Origin of the sequence: Alcaligenes sp. SDU_A2 (genome assembly GCF_038237375.1) — a bacterium.
Taxonomy (GTDB): Bacteria; Pseudomonadota; Gammaproteobacteria; order Burkholderiales; family Burkholderiaceae_B; genus Alcaligenes.
Map to the genome: position 1 here is coordinate 855,415 of NZ_CP151273.1, position 20,736 is coordinate 876,150.

Here is a 20,736-nt window from a genome sequence, read left to right on the forward strand (position 1 = left end):
TTTATGTCTCGTCCGGTGTGCTCAGTCGGTAGCCGCGTCCGTGCAGAGTCTTGATCAGATTGGCTCCCAGCTTGTCGTGTAGTAACTTGCGCAGCAGATAGACATGGGTGCGCAGGGTATGCGGCTCCACCTCTTTGTCTGCCCACAGAGTCTGGGCCAGTTGCTCGTAGGACACGAAGTTGGGGTAGGCGCGTATCAGGGCTTCGGTAATGTGGGCCGGCATGCCCGATAGTTGCAGCGGGGCACCGTTGCCCAGGCGTATGCACAGCGTGCCCAGATCAAAGCTGATGCTGCCGGCGCGCAGTATCTGCGAGCCGCTGGAACTGCGTCGGTGCAGCGCATCGATACGCATGGCCAGCTCTTTAAGGTCGAATGGTTTGACCAGGTAATCGTCGGCACCCAGGGTAAAACCGTTGACCTTGTCTTCGATGTGGTCTTTGGCCGTCATCATGATGATGGGGGTGGCGCAATTTAAGTCGTTGCGTATGCGTTGACACAAGGAAAAACCCGACATGCCGGGCAACATGATATCCATGACGATGACATCGTAATGGTTGGTGGCGGCCAGATGCAGCGCCACCAGGCCGTCCATGGCAAAGTCCAGCACATACCGGCCACCTTCCAGAAATTCGCTGATGTTGGCCGCCAGCGCGGCGTTGTCTTCGATGACCAGGATGCGTATGTGCTGTTCATTCATGGCCGCGCGGCTCCTTGGGCCGGAGGTGGAGTGTTGCTATGCCTGCCTTTGGCGAAGAATAAAGAATAATGCCGGCTCTTGAACAGGACGGGACTGTTGTCGGGCAAGCCGGCTTGGGCTACCGAGTCGCTGTCTACAGCCACAAATACCCCTTGCGGGTACGAATCCAGGAAAGCAGGCGTGATCTTGCCTTCGAGCAGACGTGCCGTATCCCGAGAATAATAGCGTGCCGAAAATGGCAGTGAGTCCACGTAGTATAGAGGTTGATCGCTGCGGGCGTAGGCCTGTTGTGTGGCGATCAGGCCTCGCTCGGTTTTGAGCAGGGTCGGGTTGATCAGTGCGGCCACCCCGATCAGCAGGCCTACGGCTGGCGCGGCGGCCATCAGCAGCGGCCAGCTTATGCGACTGGGGGCAGTGTTTTTTCGGGCAAGATAGCCGGCCAGCAAGATGGAAAAGGCGGGTAGCGAGGGCAGCACGTACGTCCACAGGATATTGCCTGATAAGGTGAAAAAGGCGGGCGTAACCAATGCCCATGCCAGCAAAAAGCTGTGTTCTGTGCCGGTGTGCAGGGACTGTTTCCAGGACAGACGCTTGCGCAGGGCCGCGCTCAGCAGCAGCCAGAGTGCGTACGGTCCCCATGGCAAGGTGGCGAATACCCAGTCCAGCCATATGCTGCCGTAGGCGCGTTGGTGTGCCGAGCCATATAGATCGCCGTGCCAGCCTGGATCGACGAAGCGATAATAGTGTTCTCCCAAAATGAAGTAGCGCAGAAAGCCGGGGGTTTTCTGTTCCGCCAGAACGTACCAGGGCAGACTCAGCACCAGAAACAATAGTAGTCCGCCCAGCCAGGGCAGGCGGCCCACGCAGAGCAGTGCCGTGCGGCGTTGCGCCAGCAGCCAGAGCACGATGACGGCGACAATCAGCACCAGGGCCAGCGGGCCTTTGGACAGCATGCCCAGCGCCAGCCCCAGAAAGAAAGCATAGCCCCATAGGGGGCGGCGGGTCTCTTGCTGTTTGCCCAGGGCGACCAGGCTTAGTGCAACGGCCAGGGTCAGATACGCGTCGGTCAGCACGGCACCGGCCAGGACAAAGGACAGCAGGCAACTGCTGTAAATCAGGGTGGCCAGCCGGGCTGTCAAGACACCAAAACGGTCGCGGGCATAGCTATAGATGAGCGCCGCCGTGGCCAGTGTCGCCAGCCAGGCCGGTAGACGGGCGGCAAAATCGGTATAGCCGAACAGGCGAAAGGACAGCGCCGATGCCCAGAAAGCCAGTGGCGGCTTGCCCCAGAATGGGACGCCGGGTTCGAACCAGGGTGTGATCCAATCGCCGGTCGCCGCCATCAACCGGGCGATTTCGGCGTAGCGGGGTTCGGACGTATCGGCCATCGGCAAAACGGCCATCAAAACCAGACGCAGCCCGAACAGGGCCGCCAATAGCCAAAGCCAGCGACGCAGAGGTTCAGTGTTGGACATGGTGGTATTGCTCGGTAGAGGAAGTGTGCTTGTCTGCCGCGCTTTGTGTACTGCTTTGCAGAACATCGCGAATCAGATAAATGGGCCGCTGTTTGGTTTCCATATAGGTTTTGCCGACGTATTCGCCCAGCAGGCCCATGGTGATCAGCTGCATGCCGCCCAGAAAAGCGATAATGGCCACCAAAGAGGGATAGCCGTGTACAGCTTCGCCATACAGAAGGGTTTTGGCGGCGATGAACAGCCCATAGGTCAAGCCTGTGCCGGCCACGAGCAGTCCCAGACCGGACGCCCAGCGCAACGGTTTAATGGAAAAAGAGGTAATGCCTTCGATGGCCAGGCCGAGCAGGCCGCGATAGTTCCATTTGGTCTTGCCAGCGGCGCGGGCATGGCGCTCGTACAGCAGTTCCGTGGTCGGCAGACCTATCCAGGCGAACAGGCCTTTCATGTATCGGGAACGCTCGGGCAATTGCAGCAGGGCCTGGACGGCGCGCGCGCTCATCAGGCGAAAGTCGCCCGTGTCCTCGGGGATGGGTACATCGCTCAGCCAGTTCAGCAGCCGGTAATACAGATGGGCGCTCAGGCGTTTATGCCAGGGATCGCCCGCGCGCGAACGGCGTCGCATGCGCACGATATCCGCACCGGCACGCCAGGCGCGCACCATGTCGGGGATTAATTCGGGTGGGTCCTGCATGTCGGCGTCCAGGGTGATGACGGCAGCTCCCGCGCAGTGTTGCAGCCCGGCTGTCAGGGCGGCTTCTTTGCCGAAGTTGCGGCTAAGACGCACCAGTTTGATATTGGCCTGGGTGCAGGCCAATGCCGCCAGCGCGTCCGAGCTGCCGTCCACGCTGCCGTCGTCCACAAAGACAAGTTCGTAGCGTAGATCCAGTTCGTCCAGCACGCTGCGCAGGCGCGCATAGCAGTGTGGCAGTACCTCTACCTCGTTATAGACGGGAATTAGCAGGGACAGTGTGGGCGCGCGTGTTTCCGAGCGTAGGGGGACGTGCAATTTACGGATATTGCTCATGAAAATAGGACTCTCTTCGATAGCCCGTCGCTGCGTAAGGCCGGCAGGGCGGTCACAAGGACTCTGTGGGGTAGGGCTTGCGCATCGTAGTGCCTGCCGCATCCAAAACAGGTCAAGAAAATATCGAAATTTCGTCAAACTGTGCCGCTGTAGGCGAGTGTTCAAGGGGCTGGCTTCCTGATACGATATTTTTTTGCTGTCTGCGCTTTTGGTTTTGCAGGTAGCCTTGTCTGGGCCGGGCTCATTGCCGTATTGGTCCGCTGCCGAATATGGAGTGTTTCATGGGTGCCGCCGAACTGTCTGTCGTATTAGCCGCGATCGTGCACCCCGGCAAGGGCCATGCCGATGCCTTGCTGCTGGATTTTGTGCAGCGCGTGCAAGATGGGGGCTGCGTTGTGCGTGGCTTGGTGCCGGGACCGCAAAGCGATCCCCAGGACTGTGCGGCACGCACAGTACGGGACCTGGAAACCGGTGTCCTCTATCCGATAAGCCAGGGCCAAGGCAAGCAGCCCGGCGTTTGTTGTCTGGACCCCGATGCCTTGTTGACTGCCGGCGTGGTTTTGCGGCGTGCGCTGCAAGGCCCGGCCGACCTGGTCGTCGTTAACCGTTTCGGTATCCAGGAGGCGGCAGGCGGGGGTTTCTGTGCCGAATTTCTGGAATTGATCACGGCGGGCTATCCTGTGTTGACGGTGGTTTCCCATGCGTATCTGCCGGCTTGGCGCGAGTTCACGGGGGGGCTGGCGACCGAGCTGAATGCTGATATGGCGGCTTTGTCGGCGTGGTTTGAACAGGTGCGCGGCCAGGCTGCTGCCGATCCGGTGGCATCCTGATCCAGGCTGGTGGGTATTTGCCGTGTCTGCGGGCCCCCAGGCCTGCGGTATTTGTATTGGGCAGACCGGGTGTGTCTGCCTGTTTTTATTCAAGAAAGAGAAAAGTATGTCCCCTGTCCGTGACGATGCCGAATTGACCTTCCGTCGGGTAACGTCTGCCAACGTGTCCGAAATCTGCGAACTGAGCAATACCTTGTCCGATGAGCAGCGCGATTTTGTCGCCGACAATGGAACGTCGATTGCTGAAGGTTTTTGTTCGGAGTCGGCCTGGTTTCGCGGTGTGTATGCCGATGAAACCCTGGTGGGTTTCATCATGCTGCATGACGGTTCCGATTGGGACGACGGCATAGATTGCCCTGGGCCGTATCTGTGGCGATTTATGATTGCCGGACCTTTCCAGGGGTGTGGGTTTGGACGGCGGGCGCTGGAGCAGTTGGCGGCGCGCCTGCGTGTGCGCGGCATCAAGCGCTTGTATACCAGTTATGGCCTGGGCGCGGGTGGTCCGCAGGCGTTCTACCAGAAGCTGGGCTTTGTGCCCACCGGCGGCATGTTCGACGAGGAAGTCGAAGTGGCCCTGGAGCTGACCGGTTGATGAAAACAGCGGCCTGGATGCCGCCGTTCATCGCTTTACGGCCGTGCCGGGACGGGTTCATGATAGAGCGAGTCAGGCCGGCTGCTGCATCGGTGGCCGCAGCCAGTAGGTAAAGCTGCGCAGCAGCCATTCCACGGGGCCGTACTGAAAGCGGCGCAGCCATAGGCGGCTGAGCAGGCATTGGCTCAGGTACAGAGACACGGCAACGGCCAGGATGGCGCTGGGCGAGAGTTGGCCGACCAGACCCAGGCCGACTCCGTAAAAGATCAGCACGCAGCTTAACGATTGCAGCAAGTAATTGCTTAGTGCCATGCGTCCGGCGGGTGCCAGCAGAAATTGCATTGCCGCGCGGGCTTTGCCTTGGTAACTGCTCCAGGCCAGCGTGCAGTACAGGCCGGTTAGTAGAGGGGCGGTCAGGATGGTCAAAATCAGTGCGACCCCCTCGGTTTGGGTGCCGATCAGGAATGTCGTGGCATAGCCGTAAAACAGGCCCGACGGCAGACCGACCATTAATCCCCATAGACGCATGCGCTGGCGCAGCACCGCGTTGGCGTGCCGATCCTGGAACAGGCGACGTCGGCCGGCGATCAGGCCCAGGCAGAACATGGCCAGCGCACATGGTCCTTGCATCATGACCAGACTGCTCCAGCTGTGTTTCAGCATGTCTATGTTTTCGGCGAGAATGTCGCGCCAGCCGCCTTGGTATTGGAGGATATGTTGCGCAAGCTCGGCGTGTGCCTTGGCCGGGTCGAAGGGACCGTCGTCAATACCGAAAATCAAGTAGGTCCACAGCGCCGCCGTGGTGGCGATCAAGCCGGCCGCCAGCCAGGCCAGAAAGCGGTCGCTGCGATGACGCAACAGCAGCAAGAGCAGGCCGACCAGCGAGTAGGTGATCAGAATGTCAGCGGTGTACAGCAGCGTCGCGTGCAGCACTCCCAGGATAAGTAGCCCCAGCAGGCGACGCATGAAGGTGCGCGCAAAGGGTTGGCCGTTGCGCTGCGCGGACAATATTTGCAGCGAGAAGCTGTAGCCGAACAAGAACGAGAACAGCAGATAGAATTTGGTCTCTACAAAGGTCTGCACCAACAGGGCGCAGAGCTTGTCCAGAAGTGTCGTGCTCAAGGGGTTGGGCAGGCCCGAGCCATAATAGGGCGATGCAAAGACGACGATATTGACCAAAAGAATGCCCAGCAAGGCCAGACCGCGCAGGCAGTCAAGAAAATCCTGGCGTTCTGGGGAGCAAGAGACAGAGGTCATTCAGTCATCCAAGGTGACGCAAAATCGAAGGCGGGATACGACTGTTTCTTTGTCGCGGACTCGGTCAGTCCGACCGATCCGGCAAGGGGGCGCAGGCGTAAAGCGGCTGATAATACTACGGTGATCATCAATACAGCGTTAGATCGTGCGCCTTGAACGCCTGCCTGTGTCGGCGACAATAGCGTATCGTTTTTTGTGGGGGCTATATCGTGCATCCTCGTTTTGAGCAGTTTATCCATCGTATGGACGCTTTGATGGCGCGTGGCGCTCTGGTCGAGTCGGACATTTTGCGTCAGGGGGGCGCTTTGCTTGGCGAACTGGTCGCCCAGGACGACTGGCTGGCACCGGAATATGCGCAGCCGCATCCCCAGTTTTATCAGCAGTACCTGCTGTACTGCTGTCCCGAGCAGCGTTTTTCCGTGGTCAGCTTTGTGTGGGGGCCAGGTCAGAAAACACCTGTTCATGACCACACCGTATGGGGGCTGATCGGCATGTTGCGCGGTAGCGAGCAATCGCGCGCCTTCAGCCGTGATGCGCGGACCGGCCATTTGCAGCCAGGAGAGGTCCGATTATTGGCTCCCGGCGATGTGCAGGCTGTATCGCCCAGGGTGGGCGATATTCACGAGGTGTCCAATAGTCATGCCGATCGGGTCTCGATCAGCATTCATGTATATGGTGCGGATATCGGGCAGGTGCGTCGCCATGTGTTCGATCCGCAGACCGGTAGCACCAAGGAGTTTATTTCGGGCTACGCGAACACGCGTCGGGCTTGAGCGCTTTGGCGATTGGGGCTCAAGGCGTATTCCAGTTTTTGAACATCTCCATGACTTGGGCCTCTGTCATGGTGGGGGTGTCGTTGGCCAGCGTGTAGTAATCGGGTTTTTTGTCGATGAAGATCTGGTTGTTGATGCGCAGTCCCTGTGCATCCTGGAACAGTCCGGCGGACAGGGCGTAGAAACCGCCGGTTTGCAGGCGGTAATACAGGTGTGTGCCGCAGTGCAGGCAAAAACCGCGCTCGGCCCATTCGGATGAACGATAGTGGGCGATGTCTTTTTCGCCTTCGATCTCGATGGTCTTGCTTTCGATAGAGAAAAACGGCCCCCCGCCCCAGCGCCGGCACATGCTGCAATGGCAGACGCCCACGTCAGTGTGATCCAGGCAGTGGATGGCGATGCGGCCGCACAGACAATGTCCTTTCATGGCTGTTCTCCGAAAAAGTTTCTCGCCTAATGGTACACCGCCTTGGCTGTTTGTCGCAGGCGTTTCGCGGGCTCAGGATTGGGTGCTTCCCTGTGGAATCAAGGTCACATCGATCCACTGCGCCTGGGTCAGTTCTGCCAGGCGCTCGGGCGAGATACGCACTGTGGAATTGATGGAACCGGCCGCCGGCATGACGATGTCATAGTCTTGCAGGGAAACGTCGCAGTACACCGGTAAAGGCGTGGCCAGGCCAAAGGGGCAAATGCCGCCCACCGGGTGACCTGTCAGGATTTGGGTGCTTTCTTGATCCAGCATGCGGGTTTTGACGCCGAAGACAGCGCGCAATTTTTTGTTGTCCAACCGGGCATCACCCCTGGCCACGAGCAGTACGGTGCGCTCGCCTGCGCGCAGGCTCAGCGTTTTGGCGATCTGGCCGGGTTCGACCTGATGTACCTGCGCGGCCAGCGCGACGGTGGGTGTGCCGTCGGCCGTTTCGATAATGGCAATATCGGGTGCGTGCTGCAGAAAGAAGCGTTTGACGGAATCCAGGCTCATAGGACAGGTAATACAGTGACTTGTTAAACTTTTTGACGAACGACAAGTCTTAAATAGTTGGACTTGTGTGTCAACCAAGGCGCAGCAGCGTCTTTTATGGGAATTCGATCGTGTTCAAACCTTTGTTGCTTTCGGCCAGTCTGCTGGCGTTCAGCGCCCTGGCTCAGGCCGGTGGCCCCGCCCTGACCGTTTACCAGGACCCCAACTGCGGCTGTTGCGATGGTTGGGCTCAGCACATGCGCGATTCCGGGTTTCAGGTGACGTCCATCAAAACCCGCGACATGGCGCAGATCAAGCAGAAACTGGGCGTTCCGGGCGAACTGGCGTCCTGTCATACTGCCGTGGTGGAGCAAACCGGGCAGCGCGTGGAGGGCCATGTGCCGGCCAATGTGGTTCGCCGGATGATGACCGATATGCAGGTGCAGGGCGTGGCTGCGCCCGGCATGCCCCAGAACGCTCCCGGCATGGGGGAATTGGATGGCAATCTGATCACGCTGGATTTCAAAGGTCGTCCTTATTCGCGCGACTGACGGGCATGAATCAGGTGGCAAGCTGATACACGAAACTACATAGCGATACTTGTAAGGCATACGCGCCCTTGTCATTATGGGCACTCAGTGATTCTGATAAGGAGGTTCCATCCATGCAGCAATCTGTCAAAGCGTTTCTGGCTGCTGCCGCGGTCGCGTTTGGCCTCTCCAGTCCTTTGGCCATGGCCCAGCAAAGCAATGCGGCCTCGTCCGGCGCAGCCATGCCGGCTGCCACGCAGGTCGTCAAGCCGACGGACTCGCAATTGCAGCAGTATGTGGGCACTTATAAAAAAGTCGCCCAGACGGCTGCCGAATATCAACCTCGTCTGGATGCCGCCAAGACCGATGCCGAGCGTCAGTCCATCGTCCAGGAAGCCGATGAGCGCCTGGTAGGTGTGGTCAAGTCCAATGGCATGGATCTGGCCGAATACAACGGCATCAGCCTGGCTATCCAGCAGGACCCTGCCTTGCGTCAGCGCGTTGAAGGCATGCTGAAATAAAACGGCAGCGGCCGCGCTGCAGTCTCTTTAATCTGCGTAGTGACCGGGACGCCGGTCCATTCCCCTGGTGCCGATTGTCGGCCCAGGGGTTTTTTGCGTCCGCCGTATCCTGGCGGCGGCGTGGTGTTAGCCTTTGCGGCCGAACAGTCGGGCAGTGGTGTAGCGGATCTGCGACCAGACAGCTTTCAGTCCGATGGACAGCATGTTCAGTTCGCCGGTCTCGTTCTTATTGTGACGACCGCGCGCCTGCAGGCGCAGTAGCGTCTGCTGCATTTGCGCCTGCAACTGCTGGGTTTGTGCCAGCACCGCCTGGCTTTGAAGCAAAATAGCCTGTGCTTCTAGTGTGGTAACGGTCGATGTTGCCGCAGCAGGCGCGGTCGTGGTGGATGGGCGGCCTTGCGCTGCTTCGGATGCGCTGGCCAGGGACGGGGCCGTGGCGGCTAAAGGCGTGTCGGGCTGCTCGTCGGGTTCATTTTCGCCCTGGACCAGGCGTGCCAGATTGCGTTCGAATTGGCCCAGGATCTGGCTGGCGACTTCGGCGATCATGCCGCTGCCGCGTCCATACTGGGCTACGGCACCCGATAAGGTCAGCTCGGTACTGACCTCTACATCTGTACCGCCGTCTGGAGCGCTTGTCAGGGCGAAGCTGAAGTCCGAGCTGGCTGCGCCGCGCCCTTTTGGGTCCAGGCCGGCTCCGCGCAGATAGGCAATGTAGTTTTCCTGGTCCGTGCGCAGTAGTTCCGCCGTGCCGTCGAAGGCGAGCTTGATGGGGCCTAGCCGCACCGATACAGAGCCTTGGTATGTGTTGTTGTCCAGCACCCCGGTCAGGGTGGCGCCGGGCAGGCAGGGCATGATGCGAGGCACGTCCAGCATCAGTGTCCAGGCCTGCTCCAGCGGCAGGGGAATATGAAACCGGTTCTTGAAATTCATGGCAGCGTTCCTGTGTTTATTGTGTTTTCTGCGTGGCCTGATCAATCAGTTCCAGCAGGCGCATGGGGCTGAGCGGGAACTCGTTAATGCACACATTCAGCGGGGCCAGCGCCTGCTCCACCGCCGAGATCACGGCCGCTGCGACGGCGATGGTGGAGCATTCGCCCACGCCCTTGACGCCCAGGGGGTTCAGTGGTGTGGGTGAGGGGCAGAACAGCACGTCGATATGGGGGATTTCGGGGGCGGTGGGCAGCAGGTATTCGGCGCAGGTCGTGGACAGGGGCTGCCCTTGCGCGTCGTAGGCCATGTGCTCGAACAAGGCATTGCCCAGTCCGTGGACCACACCGCCGACAACCTGACCCGTCACGATCAGGGGGTTGATTAGATTGCCGCAGTCCTGCACGGCCAGATAGCGTGTAATCTCGATGGCACCCGTAGCCGCATCCACCTGAACTTCGCACGCGTGCGTGGAGCCGGCATAGGTCTGTGCGTCGCAGTGAAAGTGGGCGGTACATTCCAGCCCCGGATCGGTCTGGATGGGCAGGCTGTAGCCCGGCACCCCTTTCAGCATCATAGCCAAACGCGCCAGGCTGACGGTCTGGTCCGTGGCGCTGCTGGCGACGATGCCGTAGGCGATACTCAGCGTTTCCGGTGCAGCATTCAGTACGGCGGCGGCGACCTGCAGCACTTTTTCGCGTAATTGTTTCGATGCTTGTTCTACCGCCGTGCCCGCCATGAGCGCCTGACGGCTGGCGAACCCCCCCATTCCGAAGCCGATATGGCGGGTATCCCCGGCGTGAATGTCCACGCCGCCAGGGTCAATGCCGAAATGCGCGGCGCAGATCTGCGCCAGCGAGGTTTTGATGCCTTGGCCCATCGCCAAAGCGCCGGTAAAGACGGCAATGCGCCCGGACGGGAAAATCTTGACGGTGGCCGATTCATAGGGGCCGCGGCCGGTGGGTTTGACCGCGTTGGCCAGCCCTTGGCCAAGGTATAGCCCTTGTTGCAAGGCCGCTTGTCGGCGCTGCTCGAAACCGCTGCGGTCCATCGCCTGTTCCGCCATGGCCTGCATGCGAGGAAAGTCGCCGCTGTCGATCACCAGCGGTACGCCGGCTCTGGACTTGAGCGGCTTGGTGTACGGGATTTTGCTTATTGGGATCAGGTTCAGTTCGCGGCAACGGATCGGGTCCAGCCCGGTACGCTGAGCCAGTCTGTCCAGGAGCCTGTCCATGACGAAGGCCGCCTGCGGGTAGCCGGCGCCGCGCACGGTGGCGACCGGCACCTTGTTGGTGTAGACCACATCGGCGGTCAGGCTGAAAGCCGGCACGAGATAAGGCCCCGTCATGGACGAGGCTGCGTTATAGGGGACGTTGGTGCCTTGCGGCGTGTAAGCGCCGTGGTCGTGGACAAAGTGGCCGCGCAGGCCTCGGATGCGCCCGTCGCGGTCCGCCGCCAACGACATGGTCCAGAACTGGTCGCGTTCCTGGATAGAGGTCAGGAAGTTCTCGCGCCTGTCCTCTATCCATTTAACCGGACGACGCAACAGTCGGGCGACGGCAGGAATAACGATTTCTTCTGGATAAATCATGAACTTGGCACCGAAGCCGCCGCCTACGTCCGGTGTGATGACCCGTAACTGGTCTTCGCGCTGACCCAGCATCAGTGCCAGGGTATAGTGCAGTTCGTGGGCCATCTGTGTAGAGGACCATACCGTCAGTTCCTGGTCTGCGATATCCAGTCGCGCCAGCACGCCACGCCCTTCGATGGGGTGGGCGCAGCCGCGATGGGCGCTAAAGGCCGCCTCGATAAGAATCTCGGCACCCTCGAAGGCCTTATCTATCTCGCCATAGGCCAGTGTGTAGTTTTGCAGTACGTTGCTGTCCAGTTCGGTGCGTACCGGTGGCGCGTCTGGTGCCAGGGCCTGGCGTGCGTCGGCTACGGCGGGCAGAATCTCGAAATCGATGGCGACCAGTGCGGCTGCATCCTCGGCGATATGGCGTGATTGGGCCACGACGACGGCGATGGCCTCGCCGACAAAGGCGACCTCGTCGCGGGCCAGCACAAAGGGCACCGTGTTTTCCGGCAGCACGGCAAAAGCAAAGCCCAAGGGCATGCGCCAGTGGGTCAGTTCGCCCATCAGATCCTGGGCGGCGAACACGGCGTCTACGCCGGGCAGAGCACGGGCGGCCGACAAGTCGATGGAGCGGATGCGCGCGTGCGCGTGCGGGCTGCGCACAAAGCAGGCGTGCAGCACGCCGTCCATGGGGATGTCGTCCAGGAATTGCGCCTGCCCGCTCAGCAGGGCCTGGTCTTCCAGGCGCAGGAAAGATTGCCCCATACCGGGAGCGGGCAGCTCCAGGGCAGTCCGTTCCAGTGCGCGGGAGTTATTCATGTTCATGGCTGGCCCTTATCGCGGCAGCGGCGTGTTGCACTGCGCGCACAATGTTCTGGTAGCCGGTGCAGCGACACAGGTGGCCGGACAGCACATCGCGGATTTGTTCTTCACTGGGGTCGGCGTGGCTTTCCAGCAACTCCACCACGGACATCAGCACGCCGGGTGTACAAAAACCACACTGCAGCGCATGCAGTTCCTTGAATGCTTGCTGGACTGGATGCCAGCGGCCCTGTTTGTCGGCCAGCCCTTCGATGGTGCGGATCTGCATACCTTGGGCCTGGACCGCCAGCATCAGGCAACTGCGTGCCGAATGGCCGTCGATCTGTACGGTGCAGGCACCACACACGCCATGTTCGCAGCCTACGTGGGTGCCGGTCAGGCCCAGTTCGTGGCGCAGGAAATCGGCCAGATTGACGCGCGGTTCGGCCTTCGCTGTCCGGTTGTGGCCGTTGACGCAAAGAGTGATGGGGCGGCTGCCCGAAAGCGTTGAGTTACTCATGCCCTTGTCCTGTACGAGAGAGCGCGAGTCGTAAGGCGCGCGCCGTGTATTCTTTGGCCAGACGCTGGCGATACCAGCCTTGCACATAACTGTCGCTGGAGGCCTCCACCTGGCCGCACAGCTCAGCGGCTCGGGCGATGTCCTGGGGGCCGGCAGGTGTGCCCAGCAAGGTGTTTTCTGCCTCGGTCATGCGCAGCGGAAAAGCGCCTACCCCGCCCAGGGTGATGCTGGCCCGCGCGACCAGCCCTGCCTTGTCCAACACAAGCAGGACGGCACATGAGACGATGGCAAAGTCGCCGTGGCGGCGGGAAAATTCCAGAAAAGCCCAGCCGTGGCCGGTCGGCCACGGCTGAACCTGCACTTGGGTCAGTAACTCGTCTGCCTGCATGCTGGGGGTCATGTAGGCAGCCGGAAACTGGGCCATTGGAATGGCTCTTTCCCCACGTACGCTGGAGACCGTCAGTACGGCATCCATTGCCATGCAGACGGTGGGTATTTCGGCTGAAGGGTCCAGTTGGCAGAGACTGCCGCCTACGGTGCCGCGATTGCGGGTCTGACGGTGCCCCACGTTCAGAATGGCTTCTTTCCAAAGTGGCAGGCGAGCCGCCACCAGTTCGGAGAATTCCACCTCACGCTGGCGCGTCATGGCACCGATGGCGATGCGGCCGTCCTCTTGCGGGCGGATATAGGCCAGCTCGGTCAAAGGATTGATGTCCACCAGTGCATCCGGAAATGCGAAGCGCATATTAAGCATGGCCAGTAGAGACTGGCCGCCGGCCAGCACGCGTGCGTTGTCCTGGGTGGACAACAGCTCCAGTGCCTGGGCCAATGTCTGAGGAGCGTGGTAATTGAAAACAGGAGCCTTCATGCCGATGCCGCCTTATATTTTGGAGAGGTCCAGCGCCGAGGCCGCGAACAGCTCCTCGGGCCGGACCAGGCGTTGCGACATGCCCTGGTCGTGATGGTATTGCGCGAACGTCTGGATGGTGTGGCGGTTGGCGTCCAGGCCATAGGGCCAGTAGTCCTCCCCCATCAGTGCGCGTGCTTCGTTGTGATGATGCACCATCCAGGGCAGTGTCACGGCCAGATGACACAGCTCGTTCAGCTCGTGGATGGCCAGCTCTTTGGCTTTCAGAAACGCCTTGTACACACTGACCGGCAACCAGGGGTTGTCCTGCACCAGGGACTTGCGTATGCCCACCATATGCATGATGGGAAAGATGCCCGTGCGGCGGAAATAGTCTTTTTCCACCTCCAGATATTCGTCCCCGAACAGGCGGCCCACATTGGGCGCGCCGCGTAAAAAGCACGAAGGTGCGCGTGCGCCGATATAGCCGTCGATTTCGCCTTTTTCCAGCATGTCCGACAGCGTCCGGTCGTCGGGGATTTGTTCCAGGTGGATGTCGGCCGGCAGGTCTATGGGCGCGCGTTCGCCTCGGCCCGGCTCTTCGATGCCGCCCCGCACCCATTTGATCTGGTTCGGGCGGATGCCGAACTCGTCTTGCAAGATGCCGCGAATCCAGACGTTGGCGGTGATCTGGTATTCGGGCACGCCGATGATCTTGCCTTTCAGGTCCTCGGGCTTTGTGATGCGGTCCGTGCGCACGTAGATGCCCGAATGGCGGAACACGCGCGACAGGAAAGCCGGAATGCCGACGTACTGATTGTCGCCGCGTGCCGTGGTCATCATGTGGCTGCTCATGGAGATTTCCGTGACATCGAATTCCTCGTAGCGGAATGCGCGATGAAACGCTTCCTCCGGTTCCAGCGACACGACATTGACATCGCAGCCTTCAATGCCCACGCGCCCGTCCTTCAAGGCCAGGGTGCGGTCGTAATTGCCAATCGATACGCTCAGCTTCAGTGTGCTCATGGTGGGTCCTTAGTTGATTTTCAGTCCGATTTTCTGGGCCAGTTCCCGGAAACGGTCGATATCCGTATTGATCATGGTCTGGAATTGGGCCGGCCCGTCGTGCGCGACCGTGTAGCCCAGGCTGGCCAGCTTGGCTTTTACGTCGTCACGCGCAATGATTTTTTCTACGGCGTCATGCACTTTTTGGATAACCGGCTCGGGTGTGCCCGCGGGGGCCAGCAGGCCGTGCCATTGGTTCAGCTCGTAGCCGGGGTAACCCAGTTCGGCCACGGTGGGCACGTCGGGCATCAGCGGGCTGCGTTGGGCTGAAGTAACCGCCAGGGCGCGTACTTTGCCGCTTTCTATAAAGGGAAGGGTGCTGGAGGCGGTGACAAAAGCCGAGCCGACCTGACTGCCCATGACATCGTTCAAGGCACCGCCGCAGCCTTTGTAAGGGATATGGGCGATCTGGACCTTGGCCGCCTGGTTGAGCATTTCGCCGGCAAGATGTTGCGGGGTACCGTTGCCGCAGGAGCCGAAAAATACCTCTCCCGGCTTGGCTTTGGCGGCCTCAATCAGTTCTTTCAGTGATGTGTATGGGGAGTTGGCCGGTACGATGACCACCGAAGGAACAAAGGCAAAATTGGTGATGGCGGTGAAGTCTTTCTTGGGGTCGAAAGGCAGCTTGTCGAATACCGCCGGGTTGACCGCGAAGGAACTGTTGACCATCAGCAGGGACTGGCCGTCGGCGGGGCGTTGCGCTACCAATCGTGCGCCGATATTGCCGCTGGCACCGGGGCGGTTGTCCACGATGGCCGGTTGCCCGAGCTCTTCGCTGAAGTAGTTGCCGATCAGACGGGCCAGCAGATCGGTGCCGCCGCCGGGTGGAAAGGTCACGATGATTTCTATGGGCTTGTCGGGATACTGAGCCGTGCTGGCGCTGGCCGCTCCCAGCATGGAACAGCCCAGAAGCAAACCGGCGGCGAAGGCAGGCAAGCGTGGGTGGCGTATGGACATGGTGTCTCCTCGGTGATCGAGTTCTGTGATTGCTTCTTATAAATATATAGTCAGTGTACTGACATAAATATTATTCACATATAATGCTTTTAATCCTACTAGGGAAAACGAGAAAATTGTTTGTTGCTATATTGTTGGTGTTTCTTATTTTCGTTTTTGAAATTTATTGTGTGATTATTTTTCACATAAAAAATAGAATTTCCTTGAGAAGAAAGGAAGCAGTCGCAACTTGCTCATCAGTTTGCGGCGATACGCGGCGGCCCATACAAAAGGTTTTGCGAAGATTTCGGTGATTCCTTCGTAGTGGGCAGGCCGTTTGGGCCAAGCGCAGAGAACCTCGGGTTCTCGCTAGGCCGGCCGCAGCGGGTCGGCTTGGCTGGGGCCTTCGCCCGCGCTGCGCGCGGATTCCCTGGTCGGGATGCCGGGGCGGGCGGGGCGTGAACTCGCAGGGTGATTCGTCCACTGGACGAATCACACGCGTCCTGCTCGAACAGCACGCCCCTTGCCTCCCACCCCAGCATCCCGCCTGCGGCGAAGGCCCTGACTCGCCCGCCGTCCCGCTGCGGCCGGCCTGACGAGAACGGCACCGCTGTGCTTGGCTCAAACGGCGGGACGTCCGCGTATGCCATACAAGGCATCAGCCATCCGCTGAATTTCCGGTTTGGCATAAAGACGTATAGCCGGGGCTATGTCATCGGTGTTTTGAGCCGTTCAAGGCGCAGCCAGCTCAAAAAGGGCGGGTTGGATGGCTTGCCGCAGGTGGAGCGTGGGGACGGGGTGCAAGCGTCGTTCTGGTTGACGGCGGCGCTTGTTACTTATCCAGCGGACAAGCAAGCCACCGGAGCTCACGACGCGTCCGGCCATGCGCCCCGACCAGGGCACCGGCGCGATGCGCTGGCAAGCCATCAGCGCCGTCCGATCGTGCTGCGTCTTGAATATCGTCTTCAAAAATCCAGTTCGTCATCGACTGGGTGCATTGGCGCTCGGTGCTTTTCGAAGAGTCATGAAAAAACCCGCCGGTCGGGCGGGTTTGCAGCGGTTTGTCTTAGGGGGTGGCCCGTGGGATAGGCACGCCTTGGTCGATGCGGCTGGCCCATTGTTCCAGCGGCAGAGCGGGTTCCGGCTGCCAAATCCGGCTTAGGGCAGGTTTGAGCTCGCTCATGTCCCGGCCGCTGAGCCAGCGATAGGGAATGACTCGTAGCCAGTTGCCATCCGGCATACGTTCGGCCACGACGAAACGGAACGAATATTGCCCTGGGCCTATGCCCATGCGGATGTCGCTGACAACCATCAGATCATCGATCAGGTCGTACCGTAGCCAGTCACCGCTGAACCAGCGCAGTCTATCCAGCTCCGGTGTATCGGGCAGCACATCCAGGTATTGGCTGTTGACCGGCAGGCAGATCGATTCGTAGCGGTGTCCGGCGGGCGCGCGCCAATGGTCCAGCAGGCCGACGATGACTTCGCATTCCTTGTCCTGCGCGTCGCGGGCCACAACCCGCCACAGCAAAATGCTAAAGGGCTGCGCGGCGGAGTAGATGCGCTGTACCTGGATGCCGTCTTGCCCCAGTTGCAGGGAGGCTTGCCGTTCGGCCCAGAACTTGGCCCCGACCGATGCCGCCAGATACAGGCTGCTGACCAGCAAGGCCAGCACGCAGGTCCGGACGGTGGCCGGTGTGGCTCCACGCACCAGTCCGAGTACCGTTGCCAGCAGCAGCGGCAGGGTGTAGAGCGGATCGATGATAAAGATGGTGGACCAGGTGGTGGGCGTCGGATGCATGGGCCACAGCAATTGCGTGCCGTAACTGGTCAGGGCATCGAGCAAAGGATGGGTGATCAAGGTCAGCCAGACAGCAAGGCCCAGTCGCCCAGCGCTGGCGCGGCCATCAGGGCGCAGCAGCTTCCAAAGCAGGGCGATCAGCAGGGACAGGCCGCTGAGTACGAACAGAGAGTGTGAAAATCCCCGATGGCTGACCATGGCCGTAATGGGATCGGGGTAGGCGATAAAGACATCCAGGTCGGGCAGGGTGGCCAGCACGGCACCGGCCAGCAGTGCCTTACGCCCGTACTGGCGGCCTAGCAGTGAGCCGCAGATGCTGGCACCCAGTACGGCTTGTGTTACAGAATCCATAAATCTCGTGTGGTCAAGGCCGCCGGATGCGGCATGCCGGCTTTGGCGTTATCATTTTAAAATCGAATCATTTCCTAGTATCGCCCTTTTTGACAGGCGTCAAAGGCATCCGTTCGCTTTTGATCTATAGTTTTCGACTGCCTGTCCCGGCCCCGGCGTTGCTGCGGCACGCCCAGTGCCACTTCCAGAGAATCCGTTTGCTATGTCTACCTATCTGATCGCGGCTTTGTACAAGTTCGTGGAGCTGCCCGATTTTGCTCAATTGCGCGACCCTTTGTTCGAGTTTTGCGAGCAGAATGGCGTCAAAGGCACCTTGCTGCTGGCGCGCGAAGGCATTAACGGCACCATTGCCGGCCCCGAGGCCGGCATACGGGCCGTGCTGGCCTACTTGAATGCAGATGCGCGCATCGCCGGCTTGGTGCATAAAGAGTCCTGGGCCGACAAGGCTCCGTTCTACCGGCTCAAGGTCAAGCTCAAGAAAGAGATCGTCACCCTGGGGGTGCCGGATCTGAAAACGGCGGAAATGGTGGGCGAATACGTCAGCCCCGAAGACTGGAATGCGCTGATCAGCGATCCGGATGTCGTGGTCGTGGATACTCGCAACGATTACGAAGTGGGCATAGGCACGTTTAACCGCGCCATCAATCCCAAGACCCAAAGCTTTACCGAGTTTCCCCAATGGGTGGCCGAACAGTCTCGCGAAGGCGGCGTGCTGCACGGCAAGCCGCGTGTGGCCATGTTTTGCACGGGCGGCATCCGTTGCGAGAAATCCACGGCTTTCATGCGCTCCCAGGGATTTGACCAGGTCTACCATCTGCAAGGCGGCATTCTTAAATATCTGGAAGACATTCCTGCCCAGGACAGTCTGTGGGAAGGTGACTGTTTTGTCTTTGACGAGCGTGTCTCGGTGCGTCACGGTCTGGAACCGGGCGATTACGACTTTTGCCGCGCCTGCCGCATGCCTATCGGGGAGGCCGAAAAAACCTCGCCGCAATTCGAGGAAGGCGTTAGCTGTCCTTATTGCCACGGCATGCACAGCCCGGAGCAGGAAGAACGCTTTCGCCAACGCCAGAAACAAGTGACGCTGGCGCGTGAGCGCGAAGAACGCCATATCGGCGTCAGCATGGACGAGCTGCAGGAGCGACGCGAGGCGGCCCGGCTCAAGGTACAGGAGCAGCGGCGGATGGCCCAACAAGCCAAAGACGCCTAGTCTGCCTATCCAGCCTGTGGTACATCTAAAGAAGCGCTGAAGATACTTGTCCGGCCTTGCCTTAACCAGGCTGACAAGACTATCTGGCGCTTCACCATTTTTTATGCTGCGGCCCGATTGGCAGCGTGTTGATGTCACCACTTATGTCTTTGTCCGATCTGCCCATTCTGTATTCTTTCCGTCGTTGCCCCTATGCCATGCGGGCACGTCTGGCCATCGCCGTTAGCGGCACGGCCTGCCAATTGCGCGAAGTCGTGCTGCGCGACAAACCCGAGTCTTTGTTGCAAGCCTCGCCCAAGGGTACCGTGCCTGTGGTGGTGACGACTGATGGCAAGGTCATCGCCGAAAGTCTGGACATCATGCGCTGGGCACTGACCCGCAACGATCCGGGACGTTGGCTGCAACCGGAGCAGGGCGACGCATCCGAGATGCTGGCGTTGATCGGGTATAACGACAGCGACTTCAAGCGCGATTTGGACCGCTACAAATACCCCGACCGCCACACGCATCAAGACGATTTCACCGACGCAGCCGACTATGCAGCCCGGTATCGCGTCAGTGCTGCGCAATGGTTGTTGGAGCTGGATGCGCGTCTCGCTAAACACGGCTACCTGATGGGCTCACGGCCTTGTCTGGCCGATATGGCCATCGCGCCTTTCGTGCGTCAGTTCGCCCAGGTGGACCGGGACTGGTTCGATGCCCAGCCGTGGCCGGCTTTGTCGGCATGGCTGGTTGACTGGCTGGCTTCGCCCTTGCTGGCACGCATCATGCATAAATACCCCGCCTGGACGCCTGAGTCCGAGCTCGTGCGTTTTCCTCCGCAGGAGTGAGAGCGCGACGCCTGCTTCGGTGTGCCGTGATTTCAAACCAAGAAAGCTGCGTAGATTAATAACGCGCAATCGTCTGCTGACTAGCAGGGCCGCTGAACTCACCCGAGCAACGTGGTGGTTTCAGGTCCAAGGCCCATCGACCCCCCCTACGACGCGGGAGCTCTAGAGATTGCACCCAGGCTTGCTGCCCGTGAATCACTCATAGACCAAGGGTTGAAATCGATGCCATCAGAGCGGCGTCTATAGCAAACCGGTTCGGCAATGAACATCGGCAGCCGAACGTCATGCAAAAAAATGCCAGCCCACACTCAAGGGCTGGCAAGAGGACTTTACGCAAGGGTTTGTTAGCAGTCTGGAACAGGGCGCAAGCCCTGTTCCTTTCTTGTCGATCAGACACTCAGCGCCTGGCGGCAATACTTATTCCTGCATGCCCGGAACGATGCAGTTAAAGCCGCCGTCCACGTGGGTGATCTCGCCGGTGACCCCGGCGGCCAGATCGGACATCAGGAACGCCGCCACATTGCCCACGTCTTCGATGGTGACGTTGCGGTGCAGGGGGGCGTGGGTTTCCACGTACTTCAGGATGGTGGAGAAGTCCTTGATGCCGCTGGCGGCCAACGTCTTGATGGGGCCGGCGGAAATGCCGTTGGCACGGATGCCATGTTCGCCCAAAGCAACGGCCAGGTAGCGTACGGACGCTTCCAGAGAGGCCTTGGCCAGGCCCATGGTGTTGTAGTTGGGAATGGCTTTTTCGGCACCCAGGTAGGTCAGCGTCAGTACCGAGCTGTTGCGGCCTTTGAGCATGGGCAGGGCGGCCTTGGCCAAAGCCGGAAAGCTGTAGGCGGAGATGTCGTGCGCGACACGAAAGGCTTCGCGCGACAGGCCGTCCAGGAAATTACCGGCAATCGCTTCGCGTGGCGCAAACCCGATGGAATGCACCAGACCGTCCAGGCCGTCCCAGTGTTCTCCCAGCGACTGGATGGCTTGATCGATCTGTGCATCTTCGGACACATCGCAAGGCAGAACGATGTTGCAACCCAGCTCCTGGGCAAACCCTTCCACGCGTTCCTTGAAACGCTCGCCCACGTAAGTCAGGGCAATGTCGGCTCCTTGTTGGCGACAGGCCTGGGCGATGCCGTAGGCGATGGAGCGATTCGAGATGACACCTGTGACCAGGATGCGTTTTCCTTGCAGGAAACCCATGCTGAAGAT

General features: G+C 60.0%; 21 protein-coding genes. 7 read left to right on the forward strand and 14 right to left on the reverse strand.

The features are described 5' to 3' along the window. Position 1: 1 nt before the first annotated feature. From AADW57_RS03905 to AADW57_RS03915, 3 genes are read right to left on the reverse strand one after another with little or no spacing between them, the layout of a single operon-like run. Complete coding sequence (locus AADW57_RS03905) at positions 2-697, reverse strand: response regulator transcription factor (RefSeq protein ID WP_341668747.1); 696 nt, start codon at positions 695-697, stop codon at positions 2-4. Continuing rightward, positions 694-2,172: an ArnT family glycosyltransferase gene (locus AADW57_RS03910; RefSeq protein ID WP_341668748.1), complete on the reverse strand. Its 1,479-nt coding sequence runs from the start codon at positions 2,170-2,172 to the stop codon at positions 694-696. Before AADW57_RS03910 ends, AADW57_RS03905 begins: the two co-directional genes overlap by 4 nt. Beyond that, positions 2,159-3,196 (reverse strand): glycosyltransferase family 2 protein, encoded by a 1,038-nt coding sequence (locus AADW57_RS03915; RefSeq protein WP_341668749.1) that lies wholly within the window; start codon positions 3,194-3,196, stop codon positions 2,159-2,161. Before AADW57_RS03915 ends, AADW57_RS03910 begins: the two co-directional genes overlap by 14 nt. A gap of 281 nt (positions 3,197-3,477) precedes the next feature. Here AADW57_RS03915 and AADW57_RS03920 point away from each other — a divergent pair, with 281 nt between their 5' ends. Continuing rightward, on the forward strand, positions 3,478-4,026 hold the full coding sequence (locus AADW57_RS03920; RefSeq protein ID WP_341668750.1) for a DUF2478 domain-containing protein: 549 nt from the start codon (positions 3,478-3,480) through the stop codon (positions 4,024-4,026). Between the two features lie 106 nt (positions 4,027-4,132). After that, on the forward strand, positions 4,133-4,618 hold the full coding sequence (locus AADW57_RS03925) for a GNAT family N-acetyltransferase (RefSeq protein ID WP_341668751.1): 486 nt from the start codon (positions 4,133-4,135) through the stop codon (positions 4,616-4,618). Between the two features lie 72 nt (positions 4,619-4,690). Here AADW57_RS03925 and AADW57_RS03930 read toward each other — a convergent pair whose 3' ends face one another. Continuing rightward, the gene (locus AADW57_RS03930) at positions 4,691-5,875 is read right to left on the reverse strand and encodes a DUF418 domain-containing protein (RefSeq protein WP_341668752.1); all 1,185 of its coding nucleotides are present in this window, start codon (positions 5,873-5,875) and stop codon (positions 4,691-4,693) included. A gap of 209 nt (positions 5,876-6,084) precedes the next feature. On the opposite strand from AADW57_RS03930, the gene AADW57_RS03935 reads away from it, so the two are divergent. Next, positions 6,085-6,648 (forward strand): cysteine dioxygenase family protein, encoded by a 564-nt coding sequence (locus AADW57_RS03935; RefSeq protein WP_445819175.1) that lies wholly within the window; start codon positions 6,085-6,087, stop codon positions 6,646-6,648. 19 nt (positions 6,649-6,667) lie between these two features. Here AADW57_RS03935 and AADW57_RS03940 read toward each other — a convergent pair whose 3' ends face one another. Both AADW57_RS03940 and AADW57_RS03945 read right to left on the reverse strand, forming a co-directional pair. Next, positions 6,668-7,075 (reverse strand): GFA family protein, encoded by a 408-nt coding sequence (locus AADW57_RS03940; RefSeq protein ID WP_341668753.1) that lies wholly within the window; start codon positions 7,073-7,075, stop codon positions 6,668-6,670. 72 nt (positions 7,076-7,147) lie between these two features. Beyond that, a complete protein-coding gene (locus tag AADW57_RS03945) occupies positions 7,148-7,630 on the reverse strand; it encodes a YbaK/EbsC family protein (protein WP_341668754.1) in 483 nt (160 codons plus the stop codon). Between the two features lie 110 nt (positions 7,631-7,740). Here AADW57_RS03945 and AADW57_RS03950 point away from each other — a divergent pair, with 110 nt between their 5' ends. Further along, on the forward strand, positions 7,741-8,160 hold the full coding sequence (locus AADW57_RS03950; protein WP_341668755.1) for a DUF411 domain-containing protein: 420 nt from the start codon (positions 7,741-7,743) through the stop codon (positions 8,158-8,160). Between the two features lie 113 nt (positions 8,161-8,273). Next, the gene (locus tag AADW57_RS03955) at positions 8,274-8,660 is read left to right on the forward strand and encodes a DUF4168 domain-containing protein (protein WP_341668756.1); all 387 of its coding nucleotides are present in this window, start codon (positions 8,274-8,276) and stop codon (positions 8,658-8,660) included. Positions 8,661-8,786: 126 nt separating this feature from the next. Here AADW57_RS03955 and AADW57_RS03960 read toward each other — a convergent pair whose 3' ends face one another. The 7 genes from AADW57_RS03960 to AADW57_RS03990 all read right to left on the reverse strand — a co-directional run bounded on the left by AADW57_RS03960 (position 8,787) and on the right by AADW57_RS03990 (position 17,484). Then, positions 8,787-9,590: an SRPBCC family protein gene (locus AADW57_RS03960; RefSeq protein WP_341668757.1), complete on the reverse strand. Its 804-nt coding sequence runs from the start codon at positions 9,588-9,590 to the stop codon at positions 8,787-8,789. Between the two features lie 16 nt (positions 9,591-9,606). Beyond that, positions 9,607-11,982, reverse strand: coding sequence for a xanthine dehydrogenase family protein molybdopterin-binding subunit (locus AADW57_RS03965; RefSeq protein ID WP_341668758.1), 2,376 nt, complete (start codon positions 11,980-11,982; stop codon positions 9,607-9,609). Beyond that, entirely contained in the window at positions 11,975-12,484 is a 510-nt protein-coding gene (locus tag AADW57_RS03970) for a (2Fe-2S)-binding protein (RefSeq protein ID WP_341668759.1), read from the reverse strand. The genes AADW57_RS03965 and AADW57_RS03970 overlap by 8 nt, the downstream gene beginning before the upstream one ends. Continuing rightward, the gene (locus AADW57_RS03975; protein ID WP_341668760.1) at positions 12,477-13,352 is read right to left on the reverse strand and encodes an FAD binding domain-containing protein; all 876 of its coding nucleotides are present in this window, start codon (positions 13,350-13,352) and stop codon (positions 12,477-12,479) included. The genes AADW57_RS03970 and AADW57_RS03975 overlap by 8 nt, the downstream gene beginning before the upstream one ends. 12 nt (positions 13,353-13,364) lie before the next feature. Continuing rightward, positions 13,365-14,357, reverse strand: a complete 993-nt coding sequence (locus AADW57_RS03980; RefSeq protein WP_341668761.1) for an ABC transporter substrate-binding protein — start codon at positions 14,355-14,357, stop codon at positions 13,365-13,367. Between the two features lie 9 nt (positions 14,358-14,366). After that, positions 14,367-15,353 carry a Bug family tripartite tricarboxylate transporter substrate binding protein gene (locus AADW57_RS03985; RefSeq protein WP_445819176.1) on the reverse strand — a complete coding sequence of 329 codons (987 nt, stop codon included), beginning with the start codon at positions 15,351-15,353 and terminating at the stop codon, positions 14,367-14,369. Positions 15,354-16,398: 1,045 nt separating this feature from the next. Then, entirely contained in the window at positions 16,399-17,484 is a 1,086-nt protein-coding gene (locus AADW57_RS03990) for a metal-dependent hydrolase (RefSeq protein ID WP_341668762.1), read from the reverse strand. Between the two features lie 202 nt (positions 17,485-17,686). On the opposite strand from AADW57_RS03990, the gene trhO reads away from it, so the two are divergent. Together trhO and AADW57_RS04000 are read left to right on the forward strand one after the other, a co-directional pair. Next, entirely contained in the window at positions 17,687-18,694 is a 1,008-nt protein-coding gene (gene trhO, locus AADW57_RS03995; RefSeq protein ID WP_341668763.1) for an oxygen-dependent tRNA uridine(34) hydroxylase TrhO, read from the forward strand. Between the two features lie 143 nt (positions 18,695-18,837). Next, positions 18,838-19,524 (forward strand): glutathione S-transferase, encoded by a 687-nt coding sequence (locus AADW57_RS04000; protein ID WP_341668764.1) that lies wholly within the window; start codon positions 18,838-18,840, stop codon positions 19,522-19,524. A gap of 417 nt (positions 19,525-19,941) precedes the next feature. Here AADW57_RS04000 and fabI read toward each other — a convergent pair whose 3' ends face one another. Further along, positions 19,942-20,727 (reverse strand): enoyl-ACP reductase FabI, encoded by a 786-nt coding sequence (fabI, locus tag AADW57_RS04005; RefSeq protein ID WP_341668765.1) that lies wholly within the window; start codon positions 20,725-20,727, stop codon positions 19,942-19,944. Between the last annotated feature and the right edge of the window lie 9 nt (positions 20,728-20,736).

Coding starts and splice junctions, on each gene's coding strand:
- AADW57_RS03945 (WP_341668754.1), bottom strand. CDS start 7,630: ATGAGCCTGGATTCCGTCAAACGCTTCTTTCTGCAGCACGCACCCGAT.
- AADW57_RS03930 (WP_341668752.1), bottom strand. CDS start 5,875: ATGACCTCTGTCTCTTGCTCCCCAGAACGCCAGGATTTTCTTGACTGC.
- AADW57_RS03980 (WP_341668761.1), bottom strand. CDS start 14,357: ATGAGCACACTGAAGCTGAGCGTATCGATTGGCAATTACGACCGCACC.
- AADW57_RS03975 (WP_341668760.1), bottom strand. CDS start 13,352: ATGAAGGCTCCTGTTTTCAATTACCACGCTCCTCAGACATTGGCCCAG.
- AADW57_RS03940 (WP_341668753.1), bottom strand. CDS start 7,075: ATGAAAGGACATTGTCTGTGCGGCCGCATCGCCATCCACTGCCTGGAT.
- AADW57_RS03985 (WP_445819176.1), bottom strand. CDS start 15,353: ATGTCCATACGCCACCCACGCTTGCCTGCCTTCGCCGCCGGTTTGCTT.
- AADW57_RS03965 (WP_341668758.1), bottom strand. CDS start 11,982: ATGAATAACTCCCGCGCACTGGAACGGACTGCCCTGGAGCTGCCCGCT.
- AADW57_RS04000 (WP_341668764.1), top strand. CDS start 18,838: ATGTCTTTGTCCGATCTGCCCATTCTGTATTCTTTCCGTCGTTGCCCC.
- AADW57_RS03910 (WP_341668748.1), bottom strand. CDS start 2,172: ATGTCCAACACTGAACCTCTGCGTCGCTGGCTTTGGCTATTGGCGGCC.
- AADW57_RS03990 (WP_341668762.1), bottom strand. CDS start 17,484: ATGGATTCTGTAACACAAGCCGTACTGGGTGCCAGCATCTGCGGCTCA.
- fabI (WP_341668765.1), bottom strand. CDS start 20,727: ATGGGTTTCCTGCAAGGAAAACGCATCCTGGTCACAGGTGTCATCTCG.
- AADW57_RS03960 (WP_341668757.1), bottom strand. CDS start 9,590: ATGAATTTCAAGAACCGGTTTCATATTCCCCTGCCGCTGGAGCAGGCC.
- trhO (WP_341668763.1), top strand. CDS start 17,687: ATGTCTACCTATCTGATCGCGGCTTTGTACAAGTTCGTGGAGCTGCCC.
- AADW57_RS03925 (WP_341668751.1), top strand. CDS start 4,133: ATGTCCCCTGTCCGTGACGATGCCGAATTGACCTTCCGTCGGGTAACG.
- AADW57_RS03915 (WP_341668749.1), bottom strand. CDS start 3,196: ATGAGCAATATCCGTAAATTGCACGTCCCCCTACGCTCGGAAACACGC.
- AADW57_RS03920 (WP_341668750.1), top strand. CDS start 3,478: ATGGGTGCCGCCGAACTGTCTGTCGTATTAGCCGCGATCGTGCACCCC.
- AADW57_RS03955 (WP_341668756.1), top strand. CDS start 8,274: ATGCAGCAATCTGTCAAAGCGTTTCTGGCTGCTGCCGCGGTCGCGTTT.
- AADW57_RS03970 (WP_341668759.1), bottom strand. CDS start 12,484: ATGAGTAACTCAACGCTTTCGGGCAGCCGCCCCATCACTCTTTGCGTC.
- AADW57_RS03905 (WP_341668747.1), bottom strand. CDS start 697: ATGAATGAACAGCACATACGCATCCTGGTCATCGAAGACAACGCCGCG.